The organism is Streptococcus loxodontisalivarius (assembly GCF_016908645.1).
Lineage (GTDB): Bacteria > Bacillota > Bacilli > Lactobacillales > Streptococcaceae > Streptococcus > Streptococcus loxodontisalivarius.
This window is the reverse complement of record NZ_JAFBEH010000003.1, coordinates 56,032-70,376: the sequence shown is the minus strand read 5'-3', so window position 1 is coordinate 70,376 and position 14,345 is coordinate 56,032. Positions and strand designations below refer to the sequence as shown.

At 39.6% G+C, this 14,345-nt stretch carries 13 protein-coding genes and 1 pseudogene; 9 read left to right on the top strand and 5 right to left on the bottom strand.

Translation table 11 applies throughout. The features are described from left to right. The 3 genes and pseudogenes from JOC28_RS10660 to JOC28_RS01540 form a co-directional block, all read right to left on the bottom strand. The coding region (locus tag JOC28_RS10660) for a hypothetical protein (RefSeq protein ID WP_239548773.1) at positions 1-298 on the bottom strand (298 nt) is incomplete at its 3' end. Beyond that, positions 274-528, bottom strand: a pseudogene (locus tag JOC28_RS01545) (helix-turn-helix domain-containing protein); the annotation flags it as partial. The gene JOC28_RS10660 and the pseudogene JOC28_RS01545, both read right to left, overlap by 25 nt. Before the next feature lie 525 nt (positions 529-1,053). Then, positions 1,054-1,932 carry a hypothetical protein gene (locus JOC28_RS01540; RefSeq protein WP_205008887.1) on the bottom strand — a complete coding sequence of 293 codons (879 nt, stop codon included), beginning with the start codon at positions 1,930-1,932 and terminating at the stop codon, positions 1,054-1,056. Between the two features lie 230 nt (positions 1,933-2,162). Here JOC28_RS01540 and JOC28_RS01535 point away from each other — a divergent pair, with 230 nt between their 5' ends. The 9 genes from JOC28_RS01535 to JOC28_RS01495 all read left to right on the top strand — a co-directional run bounded on the left by JOC28_RS01535 (position 2,163) and on the right by JOC28_RS01495 (position 11,760). Beyond that, positions 2,163-2,732 carry a thymidine kinase gene (locus JOC28_RS01535; RefSeq protein ID WP_205008886.1) on the top strand — a complete coding sequence of 190 codons (570 nt, stop codon included), beginning with the start codon at positions 2,163-2,165 and terminating at the stop codon, positions 2,730-2,732. A 117-nt stretch (positions 2,733-2,849) separates the two neighbouring features. After that, positions 2,850-3,929 carry a peptide chain release factor 1 gene (gene prfA / locus JOC28_RS01530; RefSeq protein ID WP_205008885.1) on the top strand — a complete coding sequence of 360 codons (1,080 nt, stop codon included), beginning with the start codon at positions 2,850-2,852 and terminating at the stop codon, positions 3,927-3,929. After that, positions 3,929-4,759, top strand: a complete 831-nt coding sequence (prmC, locus tag JOC28_RS01525; protein ID WP_205008884.1) for a peptide chain release factor N(5)-glutamine methyltransferase — start codon at positions 3,929-3,931, stop codon at positions 4,757-4,759. Before prfA ends, prmC begins: the two co-directional genes overlap by 1 nt. Continuing rightward, positions 4,752-5,345, top strand: a complete 594-nt coding sequence (locus JOC28_RS01520) for an L-threonylcarbamoyladenylate synthase (RefSeq protein ID WP_205008883.1) — start codon at positions 4,752-4,754, stop codon at positions 5,343-5,345. Before prmC ends, JOC28_RS01520 begins: the two co-directional genes overlap by 8 nt. Before the next feature lie 107 nt (positions 5,346-5,452). After that, the gene (gene glyA / locus JOC28_RS01515; protein ID WP_205008882.1) at positions 5,453-6,703 is read left to right on the top strand and encodes a serine hydroxymethyltransferase; all 1,251 of its coding nucleotides are present in this window, start codon (positions 5,453-5,455) and stop codon (positions 6,701-6,703) included. A gap of 3 nt (positions 6,704-6,706) precedes the next feature. Further along, complete coding sequence (locus JOC28_RS01510; protein WP_205008881.1) at positions 6,707-7,684, top strand: nucleoid-associated protein; 978 nt, start codon at positions 6,707-6,709, stop codon at positions 7,682-7,684. A gap of 1 nt (position 7,685) precedes the next feature. Beyond that, positions 7,686-8,291 (top strand): lysozyme family protein, encoded by a 606-nt coding sequence (locus tag JOC28_RS01505; protein WP_205008880.1) that lies wholly within the window; start codon positions 7,686-7,688, stop codon positions 8,289-8,291. A 9-nt stretch (positions 8,292-8,300) separates the two neighbouring features. Then, positions 8,301-10,034, top strand: coding sequence for an ABC transporter ATP-binding protein (locus JOC28_RS01500; protein ID WP_205008879.1), 1,734 nt, complete (start codon positions 8,301-8,303; stop codon positions 10,032-10,034). Then, complete coding sequence (locus JOC28_RS01495) at positions 10,024-11,760, top strand: ABC transporter ATP-binding protein (protein WP_205008878.1); 1,737 nt, start codon at positions 10,024-10,026, stop codon at positions 11,758-11,760. Before JOC28_RS01500 ends, JOC28_RS01495 begins: the two co-directional genes overlap by 11 nt. A 102-nt stretch (positions 11,761-11,862) precedes the next feature. Here the strand turns inward: JOC28_RS01495 and JOC28_RS01490 are convergent, their stop codons facing one another. Next, positions 11,863-13,581: a phospho-sugar mutase gene (locus tag JOC28_RS01490; protein WP_205008877.1), complete on the bottom strand. Its 1,719-nt coding sequence runs from the start codon at positions 13,579-13,581 to the stop codon at positions 11,863-11,865. Positions 13,582-13,713: 132 nt separating this feature from the next. Further along, positions 13,714-14,289, bottom strand: coding sequence for an ECF transporter S component (locus JOC28_RS01485; protein ID WP_205008876.1), 576 nt, complete (start codon positions 14,287-14,289; stop codon positions 13,714-13,716). Positions 14,290-14,345 lie beyond the last annotated feature (56 nt).

The window sequence follows — 14,345 nt, the reverse complement described above, 5'->3', positions numbered from 1 at the left end:
TGTGATTGATAGCCAGACCATGAATTTTCTTGAGCAAACGAGTGATGGTGCGATATCCGTAAATAAAATGGTTTTCCATACAGAGTTTCTCGATTGTCTCGATGACATGGTCTCTTTTTTTAGGCTTCTCACTTTCTGACTTCCAACGATAGAAAGTTGAACGCTTAACACCGAAGCAGTCTAGAATGACAGTCACCGGGTAAATGCTTTTATAGTCTTCCACCAGCTTGATAAGACTCATTTTATCGATTTTCTTATCAAGCTCCGATACTTTTTTAAGAGTTCTACCTGCAGGCATAATTGTTCCACTTCAGATAACTGTTCCAACCCTTTACCGTAGGTATACTGTTTCCCCACAGGTTGGTAAAAACGGTGCAGTTCATCATTCTCGTACCACCGCCACCAGGTTTTTACCTGACTCACATTTTTGATACCTAAGGTCTCCATAATGACCTTGTTAGACTTACCTGCCTTTTTCATTTCGATACAGGCTAACTTAGTTTCTAATGAATAGGCTTTTTTGACCATAACAAAACACTCCTGTTTCTAGTTTACTAGATTTCAACAGAAGTGTTTTTTCTTGTGTCTCATTTGTGGGGGCTAGTGCCTTAAATTATTTTTTTTGATAGTAAGTTTTTCCAGTCCCATCATCTAAATAAAGTAATCCATTTCCAAGATATTTACCTTCTATGACATTTTGCTCATCGGTAATTTTTTGATTAGCTAAATTTAATTTAAATTTTTTTCCATTGAATTCAAAATCTTTCTTCTTATCTAAGAAAATTTGAACAACAGAGTCAGAATTTATTGTTATCTTAAATCTATTGCTAGTATTTCCATCATATGATTGTATTTCTTTTTTGTTATTGAAATTAATTTTATAATATTCACCTTCATAAGTATCTTTAGTATTTTGAAATGTTAAGTGAATTCCTCCAATAATAGAAAGTAAGAATAGAATTAAAAAAAAGAAAACTAAAGTAAAATCTAAAATACCAAGGAATCTCTTACCTGTGATATAATTTTCACCATTTAACCTCTTTGCGAGGCTATCTACATTTGTAAATATTTTATTTTTTTCATTTGTAAATATTTTGGTTTTTGTTTTCTTTTCTCGGTTGGTTTTATCAATGCTTTACCAAAAATAACACTAAGAATTTTGCTAAAAATCAAATCAAAACAAGCATAATATAAGCTTAATAGTAACATAACAGTAAATAATTTCATAAAATTTTCAACTATAAGAAAATAAGAAAATTCATTTGCTGTTTTCTCAAAAGAACTATTAATAAAAATAATATCTTTTAAAATATCAAAAATTTTCAATCCAAAATAAAGTGGTACTAAAGCAAGAAGAAACTGTATTTTCTTTTCCTTTAAATCATACTCTATATCACAGTCTATTTCTTTGATACTAACTTGATTGACTTTGCTATACAATTTAATAAGATCTTTTTCAAATAAGGGTAAAAGTACAGTTGTTATAATTAGAGTGATTACCGTCCAATTAATAATAGAACCCCCAAAACTAGTTTGAGAAACAATAAAAATAAATAGAATAAGATAATATATTATATTACCCAGGAGAACTCTATACATATCTATAACAGCTAGAAGAACTAATATAAGCACCATAAACTCATTGTTAGTTATAAAAACTGAAAAGAAAACTATTGTAATAAAATGCGATAAAATAACCAAAAATGTATAAAGAAGAAGTAACATTTTTGACCAAAATCTTACTGTAGAGGTAAATTTATACTTTCTAACAACAAATGTACCCAAGAGAAAAGCTATACTAAGCATAAAGATTATTACAAGAATAATTTTTGATTCATTGTCAACTTTTGAAGTTAGAATTTTACATAAGACGATAAAATCTAGTAAAAAAAATATTATTCTCAAACTCATAAACGATAAAAATTCTTTCATATTAACTCCTCCTAAGTGAATTCTAAATAATTATTGTAGAAATGTCAATGTTTTTTAATATTAAAACAATCAAACTATGTGAATTCTAAAAATTCACATAGTTATAATATCCAAAAAGTCTAAATTTCCTTTTCAAAAAAATTGCATTATCATTGTTTTGAACAATATCGCCAAAGTTTACTTTTTATGGTAAAATATGAGAATAAGTTTTTATTAGATTGGTGGCTATTATGGCACAATTATACTATCGTTATGGGACCATGAATTCTGGGAAATCCATCGAAATTCTTAAGGTTGCCTATAACTACGAGGAGCAGGGGAAACCCGTTCTTTTAATGACTAGCGCACTCGATAATCGTGACCAGGTTGGTTATATTTCTAGTCGTATCGGTATGCGTCGCGAAGCGTTTCCTATCGCCGATGAAACGGATATCTTTGGCTATGTTAATGGCCTTGCTGAAAAACCTTACTGTGTCCTGGTTGATGAAGCTCAGTTTTTGACACGTGCGAATGTTTATGATTTGGCTCGTGTGGTTGATGAACTTGGCATTCCTGTTATGGCATTTGGTTTGAAAAATGATTTTAGAAATGAACTTTTTGAGGGTTCAAAATATCTCTTACTTTTAGCTGATAAAATCGATGAAATCAAGACCATTTGTCAATACTGTGCCAAAAAAGCAACTATGGTACTTCGTGTCAAAGACGGCAAACCAGTCTATGATGGCGAGCAGATTCAGATTGGTGGACACGAGTCCTATATCTCTGTTTGCCGTAACCATTATTTCAATCCAGAAATCTAGTTGAATTGAGATAGTTTTATTAAATAAATCAACCTTTATATCTATAAGAAAGGAACTAAATATGGGCTAGGGACAATGTTTTTTGATTTTGTCCGCATAAGACCCACAATACTTATTATGAATATCTACGATCAATTACAAGCAGTTGAAGACCGTTATGAGGAGCTGGGCGAATTGCTCAGTGACCCAGATGTCGTTTCTGACACCAAACGTTTTATGGAATTGTCACGTGAAGAAGCTAATACTCGTGAAACAGTGACAACTTACCGTGAATACAAGGCTATTATCCAAAACATCGCTGACGCAGAAGAGATGATTAAAGACGCAGCAGGAGATGCTGAGTTGGAAGAAATGGCTAAGATGGAGCTCAAAGAATCTAAGGCAGCCAAGGAAGAATATGAAGAAAAACTCAAAATTCTCCTTCTTCCAAAAGATCCAAACGATGATAAAAATATCATCCTTGAAATCCGTGGTGCTGCTGGTGGTGATGAAGCAGCCCTCTTTGCAGGTGACCTTCTAACCATGTACCAAAAGTATGCTGAAAGCCAAGGTTGGAAATTTGAAGTTATGGAAGCTTCATATAATGGTGTCGGTGGTATCAAGGAAGTCGTTGCTATGGTTTCAGGTCAATCTGTCTATTCTAAACTCAAGTATGAATCAGGTGCCCACCGTGTACAACGTGTCCCTGTGACTGAAAGCCAAGGCCGTGTTCACACATCTACAGCCACTGTCCTTATCATGCCAGAAGTAGAAGAAGTCGAATATGAAATCGACCAAAAAGACCTTCGTGTCGATATCTACCACGCATCAGGTGCTGGTGGACAGAACGTCAATAAGGTTGCCACAGCCGTACGTATGGTCCACATTCCAACAGGTATTAAGGTTGAAATGCAGGAAGAACGTACGCAACAGAAAAACCGTGACAAGGCTATGAAAATTATCCGTGCCCGTGTTGCTGACCACTTTGCTCAAATCGCTCAAGATGAGCAAGATGCAGAGCGTAAGTCAACTATCGGTACAGGTGACCGTTCCGAACGTATTCGTACTTATAACTTCCCACAAAACCGTGTGACTGATCACCGTATCGGCCTTACTCTCCAAAAACTTGATACTATTCTTTCAGGTAAAATGGATGAGGTTGTTGATGCGCTTGTCCTTTACGATCAAACACAAAAATTGGAAAAACTTAACCAATAATGCGCTACGGCTACCTTTTTTCTCACTATGAGGAAGAATTAGAAAAACGAGGAGAAGAGGGACAAGCTCTCTCCTATGTTTTTAAGGAAGTCAAGGACTGGAGCCAGACGGACTTTGTCCTGCATTTAGGTCAGGAAGCCTCTCAAGAAGATCAGGATTTACTGGAGTCACTCTTTGAACAGCTGGCCGCCCATAAGCCTGCCCAGTACATTACAGGAAAGGCCTATTTTAGGGATTTGGAGTTGGCAGTTGATGAGCGCGTTCTCATTCCACGCCCTGAGACTGAGGAGTTGGTTGATATGATTCTTCAGGAAAATAGCAGAGCTGACTTGACTGTTTTAGACATAGGTACAGGAAGTGGTGCCATTGCACTTTCTCTTGCCAAAGCACAGCCTAGCTGGCAGGTGCTAGCTTCTGATCTCTCTTCTGATGCTTTGAACCTAGCCCAGCAAAACGCCAAGGCAAATCAGCTAGATCTAGCCTTTTGCCAATCAGATGTTTTTGATAGCATTGATGGACAGTTTGATATTATCGTTTCAAACCCTCCCTATATCTCCTATGATGACAAGGAAGAAGTCGGTTTAAATGTTCTGACATCTGAGCCTCACTTGGCGCTTTTTGCGGACGAAGATGGCTTTGCTATTTACCGAAAAATTCTAGAAAATGCTAAAGCCCACCTCAAAGCTGATGGTAAAATCTACTTTGAAATTGGTTATAAGCAAGCAGACGGGATTAGGGCTTTGGCTGAAAAGCATCTGCCTGAAATGACGGTAAGGATCGTCAAAGATTTGTGGGGCAAGGATAGAATGGTCGTGATTAGTCATGGATAAGTTAGTAGAAGTATTAGAAAAAGGCGGAGCAGTTATCATGCCGACCGAAACGGTCTATGGTATCTTTGCCAAAGCCTTGGATGAAGAAGCGGTTGAAGGTGTTTATAGCCTTAAAAAGAGACCCAAAGACAAGGCAATGAATTTAAACGTTGCTAGTCTTGAGGATATCTATCGCTTTTCACAACATCAACCTGACTATCTTGAAGCGCTTTTCAAAGCCTTTCTGCCTGGTCCTTTGACCATCATTCTAGAAGCTAATCAAGAGGTTCCAAGCTGGATCAATTCGGGCTTGAAAACAGTCGGTTTTCGTATTCCCAACCACCCAGTGACCTTGGAAATTATTAAAAAAACTGGCCCCCTTATTGGACCGTCGGCCAATCTTTCTGGCACGAATAGCGGTAAGGTATTCAACGAGATAGTCCAAGCCTTTGACAGTCAGGTTTCTGGCTTTCAAGATGACCAAGCCCTGCTTGGAATCGATTCAACTATTTTAGATTTATCGTCTGACAAGGCGAAAATCTTGCGTCAAGGAAGTGTGACTAAAGAAGATCTCTTAGAAGCAGTTCCCCAACTTCAATTTTATTAATAGACAAAGTCAGAAAACTTATTTCCCAAGTCTATTATATTAGTAACCTAAACAATTAACCTTAACAGTGGCGTTAAGTCGCCCCCTCTCAACAAAAGGAGTTTACTATGATTTTTGATAAAGAAGACTACAAAGCTTATGACCAAGAACTTTGGGATGCTATTTCAAAAGAAGAAGAGCGTCAGCAGAACAATATTGAATTGATTGCCTCTGAAAATACAGTTTCTAAGGCTGTCATGGCTGCCCAAGGAACTCTTTTGACCAACAAGTATGCAGAAGGTTACCCAGGCAAACGTTACTACGGTGGTACAGAATGTGTCGATGTCGTTGAAAGCCTTGCTATTGAGCGCGCTAAAGAACTTTTCGGTGCTAAATTTGCCAATGTTCAGCCACACTCAGGAAGTCAAGCCAATGCTGCAGCATACATGGCTTTGATTGAGCATGGTGATACCGTTATGGGTCTTGACCTTGCAGCTGGTGGTCACTTGACTCACGGGTCTCCAGTAAGCTTTTCTGGAAAGACTTATAACTTTGTGGCCTACAATGTTGACCCAGAAACTGAATTGCTTGACTATGACCAAATCTTGGCTCAGGCTAAGGAAGTTCAACCTAAATTGATTGTGACAGGTGCTTCAGCCTACTCACATATCATTGATTTTGCGAAATTCCGTGAAATCGCTGACGCTGTTGGTGCTAAATTGATGGTTGATATGGCTCATATTGCTGGTCTAGTTGCAGCTGGTTTGCATCCAAATCCAGTTCCATACGCCGACATTACAACGACTACAACTCACAAGACACTTCGTGGCCCTCGTGGTGGTTTGGTCTTGACTAATGATGAAGACTTGGCTAAAAAAATCAATTCAGCCGTCTTCCCTGGTCTCCAAGGTGGACCTCTTGAACACGTGATTGCTGCTAAAGCTGTTGGATTCAAGGAAAATCTTGACCCAGCTTGGAAAGATTATGCTCAAGCGATTATTGATAACTGTCAAGCAATGGTCGAGGTCTTCAATGCTCACGATAAATTGCGTGTCGTTTCAGGTGGCTCTGAAAACCACCTCTTCTTGGTCGATGTGACAAAAGTTGTTGAAGATGGTAAAGTAGCGCAAAATCTTTTGGATTCTGTTCACATTACCCTCAATAAAAATTCAATTCCATTTGAAACCTTGTCACCATTCAAAACATCAGGCATTCGTCTTGGAACAGCTGCCATCACAGCACGTGGTTTCGGTGTTGAAGAGAGCCGTCAAGTAGCAAACTTGATTATCAAAGCTCTTGAGAATGCTGAAAATGAAGCTGTTTTGGAAGAAGTTCGTCAAGAAGTTAAAACACTGACTGATGCCTTCCCACTTTACTAAAAAATGATTGATTTATATTTAAAACGCGTTATTATTCACCAATTCAGTCCCAATGATACTGAGATTCTCTTTTCGGATGATCTGCTGACGCTAACACCACAGTTGGATGATTACTTCCGCAAGAAGATTAGTAAGGTCTTTTCAGACGAAGCTAAGCGTGGTCAATTCTCTGATGATAATGTCTTTATGTCTTATTTAACAGACGACTTTATGGAGACATCTCGTAAAATCGCAGAGCTTTGGAAGGAAGAATTTGTCATCTCAGAAAATCAAAAGACTAATGACTTAATTTTTGTCCAGTTTGACCGTGATGGTCAGGAGTACTTTGGTTTTCTACGCGTTGCCCTCAAGGAGAATTTGGCACATATTTCAGGCGACAGCCAGTCACCTATCAAATTGACCCAGAACATTCTCCCATCTGCTGCGGCAACACCTGACGAAGCTCTGCTCATTAACCGTGTTAGCAAAAATTACTATCTGATTGAAAAGCGTATCAAGCACAATGGTTCTTTTGCCAACTATTTTTCTGAAAATCTCTTGCAAGTTCAACCTGAACAGTCTGTGAAGAAGTCGATCAAGTTGGTTGAGGATACTGCTCAAAAGATTGCAGAGAATTTCAATCAGGATGATTTTGCCTTCCAGTCCAAGATGAAGACGGCTATCTTCAAAAATTTGGAGGAAGATCAGGAATTATCTCCTGAAAAGTTGGCAGATCAGCTCTTTGACCAAAATTTGACGGCTCGTTTGACCTTTGTTGACGAGTTGAAAGAGGCAATCCCAGAACCTATTCAGGTTCAGGATATTGACCATTCTCGTCAGACCAAGAAGTTGGAGAGTCAGAAGCTATCTCTATCCAATGGTATTGAGCTCATCGTGCCAAATACCATCTATCAAGACGCTGAATCGGTTGAATTTATTCAAAATCCAGATGGAACTTACTCCATTTTGATCAAGAATATAGAAGATATTCAAAACAAATAAGATGTTTAAACTCATACGAAGGCTAGTTGCCATTATCATTCTTGTCTTCATTGGGTTTAGGGTTTATCGTATCCATCAGGATGTTCAGAAGGTTTTGACTTATGAAAGTATGGTTGAGACGACACTTGCATCCAATGATACGGATGCTAATGTTGATATGGTCTTGGCTATGATTTACACGGAAACTAAGGGCTCCTCATCGGATGTCATGCAGTCCAGTGAGAGTTCAAACGGTGTAGCGAATTCCATCTCTGACAGTCAGTCCAGTATTCAACAGGGTGTTTCCTTACTTTCTGAGAATCTTGCCCAGGCTACAGAAGCCAAGATTGATAAGTGGACTGCTGTTCAAGCCTACAATTTCGGGACTGCCTATATTGATTTTATTGCAAAGCATGGTGGTGACAATACAGTTGAGCTGGCAGAAAGCTACTCTCGTGATGTCGTTGCACCAAGTTTGGGAAATACGACCGGTCAGACTTATTTTTACTACCATCCTATTGCACTTTTCTACGGTGGCGGTAAACTCTACGTCAATGGAGGCAATATCTACTATTCACGTGAGGTTCAGTTTAACCTCTATCTCATCAAACTGATGAGACTCTTTTAAAGGAGATTCATGAAATCTTTATTTCACTATTTTAAGGGCTATATCAAGGAGACACTCCTTGGGCCCTTATTTAAATTGTTAGAAGCTAGTTTTGAGCTTTTAGTTCCTATTATTATTGCGACAATTGTTGATGATATGATTCCAAAAGATAATCATCAGGGGCTTTATCTGATGATACTTATCCTTTTTGGATTGGCAGTATTGGGTGTCTGTGTCTCGATCACAGCCCAGTACTTTTCATCAAAAGCAGCGGTTGGTTACACCAAAAAACTGAGTCAGGATCTCTTTCGCAAAATTATGGTCCTACCCAAAGCGTCACGAGATAGACTCACAACCTCTAGTCTAGTGACACGTTTGACCAGCGATACCTACCAGATTCAAACGGCTATCAACCAATTCTTGCGACTCTTTCTCAGGGCACCAATTATTGTTTTTGGCTCTATCATCATGGCCTATCGTATCAGTCCTGTCATTACTTTAAACTTTTTGGGAATGGTTGCACTCTTATTCTTGATTATTGCTGTAACATCGAGAATTTTAGCCCCTTATTATCAAAAAATTCGTCTTCTGACAGATGCCATCGTAACTAAAACACGAGAGCAGTTGCAAGGTATTCGAGTCATTCGAGCATTTAATCAAACAGATCGAGAAATCTCAGCTTTCAAGCAAGTTAACACTGCCTATGCTAAGATGCAAATCTTGGCAGCTAATATTTCCTCTGTTGTCAATCCAGCCACCTTCTTTGTTGTTAATACGACTCTGGTCCTTGTCATTTGGCAGGGAAACGGTCTTATCAGTCAAGATAAATTGAGTCAAGGGATGTTGATTGCCTTAACCAACTATCTAACTCAGATTTTGGCAGAGTTGCTTAAGATGACCATGCTAGTAACATCGCTCAATCAGAGCTTTATTTCGGCAAAACGTGTTCAGGAAGTTTTTGATCAAGAAGCAGAAGATTTAAATCAGACCTTGGACAGTCAATCATCGACTGATTTACTTATCAAAGCTGAAAATCTTAGCTTTACCTATCCAACAGCTGGTGATGCCTCATTGAAAAATCTGACTTTCGATTTGAAAAAAGGTCAGAATATGGGGATTATTGGTGGTACTGGGTCAGGAAAATCAACCTTAGTTCAGCTGCTAGATCATCTCTATGAAACTGAAAGTCAAGAATTGCTCATCTTCCACAATGGTCACAGTCCGAAATCTATCGCTGAGTGGCGCAGCTGGCTCAGTCTCGTCCCTCAGAAGGCTGAATTATTCAAGGGAAGTATTCGTTCAAATCTGACGCTGGGTCTAGATGCAAATCTTAGCGATGAAGAGCTCTGGTGGGCACTTGATATCGCTCAGGCAAGCGAATTTGTCAGAGAAAAAGATGATCAACTCGATGAAGAAGTAGAAGCCTTTGGTAAAAACTTCTCAGGTGGACAGCGTCAGCGATTGACCATAGCCCGTGCTATTTTGAGAAAGGCTCCCTTTCTTATCTTGGACGACTCAACTTCAGCTCTGGACTACTTGACTGAAAGTAAACTTCTCAAGGCTATCCGAGAGGAATTGGCAGATACTAGTCTGATCATGATTTCACAAAGAACCAATAGTTTACAGTTGATGGACAAGATTTTGGTCTTAGATAAGGGAAATCAGCTGGGCTATGCTAGTCACGACCAGCTTCTTGAAGATAATGAGACTTATCAGGCAATCCATTATTCACAAAAAGGAAAGGAGGAGCAGCATGAAGGCTAGAAAAAATCAAAAAACGCTCAATCATCTGAGTCGTGATTTATTAGTTGATAAAAAGCTAGTTATTCCCATCTTCCTTCTGACAATCGCACAGGTTGGTCTGACGGTCTACCTGCCTATCCTTATAGGTAGGGCGGTTGATAGTGTCCTCCTCCCTAATTCTACCAGTAAGCTCCTTCCCATCGTTTTACAGATGATTTGGGTAGTTCTAGCAAATACACTTGTTCAGGCAGTCAATCCTCTTCTCTATAACCGCCTGGTCTATCGCTATATTGCTGATTTGCGCCAGAAGGTTATCGAAAAGTTGCATCATCTTCCGATTTCTTATCTGGATAAGCGTTCCATTGGTGACATGGTTAGTCGTGTCACAACGGATACAGAGCAGTTGGCTAATGGTCTTATCATGGTTTTCAATCAATTTTTCGTTGGGATTTTGACCATTATTGTGACCATTATCACCATGGCAGAGATTGATTTGCTCATGTTGGTGCTGGTGCTGATTCTGACACCTCTATCTCTCTTTTTAGCTCGTTTTATCGCTTCTAAGAGTTATCATCTCTATCAAGAGCAGACCCGTTCTCGTGGTGATCAAACCCAGCTTGTTGAAGAGATGATCAGTCAGGAGAGTCTCTTGCAGACCCTCAATGCTCAGTCTCAGGTTATCCAGCAATTTGACCAAGTCAATGAAACCTATGCCAAGCATTCTCAGGATGCCATTTTCTACTCATCAACGGTAAATCCAGCCACTCGTTTTGTGAATTCGCTCATCTATGCTCTCTTGGCTGGGGTTGGTGCCATCCGAATCATGAACGGCGCCTTTACTGTTGGTGAATTGACGACCTTCCTCAATTATGTCAACCAGTACACAAAACCCTTTAACGATATTTCATCGGTTCTGTCAGAATTGCAGAGCGCCACAGCCTGTGCAGAGCGACTCTATACGATTTTGGAAGAGGAGTTCCCCGATAAAAGCCGCGAAAATCAACACCTGTCGAATCTTCAAGGTAAAGTTGATTTTGAACATGTCGCCTTTGGATATGAAAAAGGTCAACGATTGATTAAAGACCTCAGTCTTCATATCCCTGCAGGTTCCAAGGTTGCTGTTGTTGGTCCAACTGGAGCTGGTAAGTCAACGCTAATTAATCTTCTCATGCGTTTCTATCAGGTTGACGCTGGACGTATCCTCATTGATAATCAAGATATTAATGAGATTCCTGTTGCTGAACTTCGCCAGCAATTTGGGATGGTACTTCAGGAAACCTGGCTCGAAACTGGGACCATTCATGATAATATCGCTTATGGATTCCCAGACGCTAGTCGAGAAGAAGTTATTGCTGCCGCCAAGGCTGCGAATGCTGACTTTTTCATTCGTCAGTTGCCTCAAGGGTATGATACCTATCTGGCTGACGCAGGTGATTCCTTGTCACAAGGACAGCGCCAGCTATTGACCATATCACGTATCTTCGTCAGACTACCTAAGTTGCTCATCCTAGATGAGGCGACTTCGTCTATCGATACACGAACGGAAAAGCTGATTCAGGAAGCCTTTGAAAAGCTGATGGAAGGCAGAACGAGCTTCATCATCGCACACCGTTTGTCAACCATCCAAACGGCTGATATCATCCTCGTCATGAATAAGGGAGATATCGTCGAACACGGTAAACACCAAGACTTGATGGCACAAAAAGGTATCTACTACCAAATGCAAACAGCTCAACAGAGAGCATAAATCAATCCCTCAATCAAAAGATTGAGGGATTTTCTCTTGCAAAAAAGAAAAGTAGTGAACAAACATCTCAGTTGAGAGAATGAGTCACTACTTTTTGAACTATTATTTTACGAATGCATTGATTTCTGCTTCAATGTTAGCAATTTTTTCTTCTGCATTTTCAAGTGTTTCACCGACTGTTGCGATGTAGAATTTGATTTTTGGTTCAGTTCCTGATGGGCGAACAGCAAACCATGAACCGTCAGTCAAGTGATATTTAAGAACGTTACTTGCTGGTGTTGTCAATTCTGTCACGCTACCATCAAGGGCAGTAGCAGTACGGAGTTCGAAGTCTTCAAGAAGGGCAATGTCTGTTTGGTTGAATTGACTTGGTGCATTGTCACGGAATTTATCCATGATTTTCTTGATTTCAGCAGCGCCATCAACACCTGAAAGGGTAACAGAGATTGTTTTCTCAGCGAAGTAGCCGTACTCTTTATAGATTTCATCGATACCGTCTGCCAATGTCAAACCACGTGAGCGGTAGTAGGCAGCAATTTCAGCAACGATAAGAACAGCTTGGATGGCATCTTTATCACGAACGAATGGTTTGATGAGGTATCCGAAGCTTTCTTCAAAACCAAACATGTAAGTGTGGTTGTGTTTTTCTTCGAATTCTTGAATTTTTTCTGCGATAAATTTGAAACCAGTCAAGACGTTAAACATTGTTGCGCCGTAGCTTTCTGCAATCTTAGTAACCAACTCAGTTGATACGATTGATTTAGCAAGCGCAGCATTTTCAGGAAGAGTACCTGCAGTTTTGTGGGCTTCAAGGATGTATTTAGCAATGATAGCACCGATTTGGTTACCAGAAAGGTTTTTGTATGAACCGTCTGCTTGACGAATTTCAACACCGAGGCGGTCGGCGTCTGGGTCAGTTGCGACAAGAACGTCTGCATCAACTTGACGACCAAGCTCTTCAGCAAGTGCAAAGGCTGCTTGACTTTCAGGGTTTGGAGACTTAACAGTTGAGAAGTCAGGATCTGGATTTGCTTGAGCTTCAACAACTTGAACTGACTCAAAACCAGCTTGTGCAAGGGCACGACGAGCCAACATTTCACCAGTACCGTGAAGTGGCGTGTAAACGATCTTCATATCACGACCAAATTCATTGATCAAGTCTTGGTTGATATTAACATCTTTAACTTCTTTGAGGTATTCCACATCAACAGCTTCGCCGATAACTTGGATAAGTCCTGAAGCCTTGCTTTCTTCCAAATCAGCCAATTCAACTGCAAATGGATTTTCAATGGCACGGATGTAGTCTGTCAAAGCGTCAGCATCGTGAGGTGGCATTTGACCACCGTCTTCACCATAAACCTTGTAACCGTTAAATGGTGCTGGGTTGTGACTTGCAGTTACCATGATACCAGCAAATGTGTTCAAGTGACGGACTGCAAATGACAATTCAGGTGTTGGACGAAGTGACTCAAAAACGTATGATTTGATGCCGTGGGCTGCCAAAACTTGAGCAGACTCAAAAGCAAACTCTGGTGAGAAGTGGCGTGAGTCGTAAGCAATCGCAACACCACGTTTTTTCACGTCTTCACCTTTTGATTCCAAGAGTTGTGCAAGACCTTCAGTTGCCTGACGGACCACGTAGATATTGACACGGTTTGTACCAGCACCGATGTAGCCACGCATACCAGCAGTACCAAACTCAAGGTTTGTGTAGAAGGCATCCTCTTTCGTTTTTTCATCCATTCCTTCTAATTCTTGACGAAGGTAGTCTGGAAGCTGTTCAAAATCAGCCCATTTTTGATAATTTTCTTGATATGACATAAGATTACTCCTTATATTTTTATAACGCTTACATTATATCATGAAACCCCTTGAAACTCAATTGTAAAAGCGGATTTTACAAAGAAAAAACCTAGACTAAGACTAAACTTAATCTAGGTTATAAACATCATCTTAAGCTCTTATTTTCTTAAGCCTTGGTACGATGATGAGAGTTAGAATTGCTGCAATAATCATCTCAGCGATCGAATTTGTTCCTAAAACGATGGCAAGTAGTGCCTGAATATTGCCATTGTAAACGGATGAAAAGAGAATGAAAATACCACCGAGAACAAAGATAGTATTGGTCAAAGAACCAATAGCACCGGCTAGAATCAAGCCTAGCTTATCTACTTTCTGAAAGAGTTTGTAAACATAGTAAGGGGTCACTCCAATCAGAATCCTTGGAACCAATGCAATAATCAATGAATAGAAGTTCCCATTCTCAACAAAGGGACTAAAAAGGTATGACGTTGGCAGCAGCACGACAGTATTGGTAATCAGTGAAATCATCCCCATTAGAAAACCAAGTGTAGCGCCGATTCGTGGACCATAAATGATAGAAGCCACGATGACTGGGATAGACAGTAGCGTTGGCTTGATAGGAAGGGGTAAAACATTGAAAATCACGCTAGAGAGTAGGTGTACAACCAGCATGACAGCAAAGAAGATAGAAATAACAGCTACCTTTGATGATTGACGTTGTTTCATAAAAAACTCCTTAATGTTAACTTCTTTTAGTATAATGGTTTACAATTAAATTGACA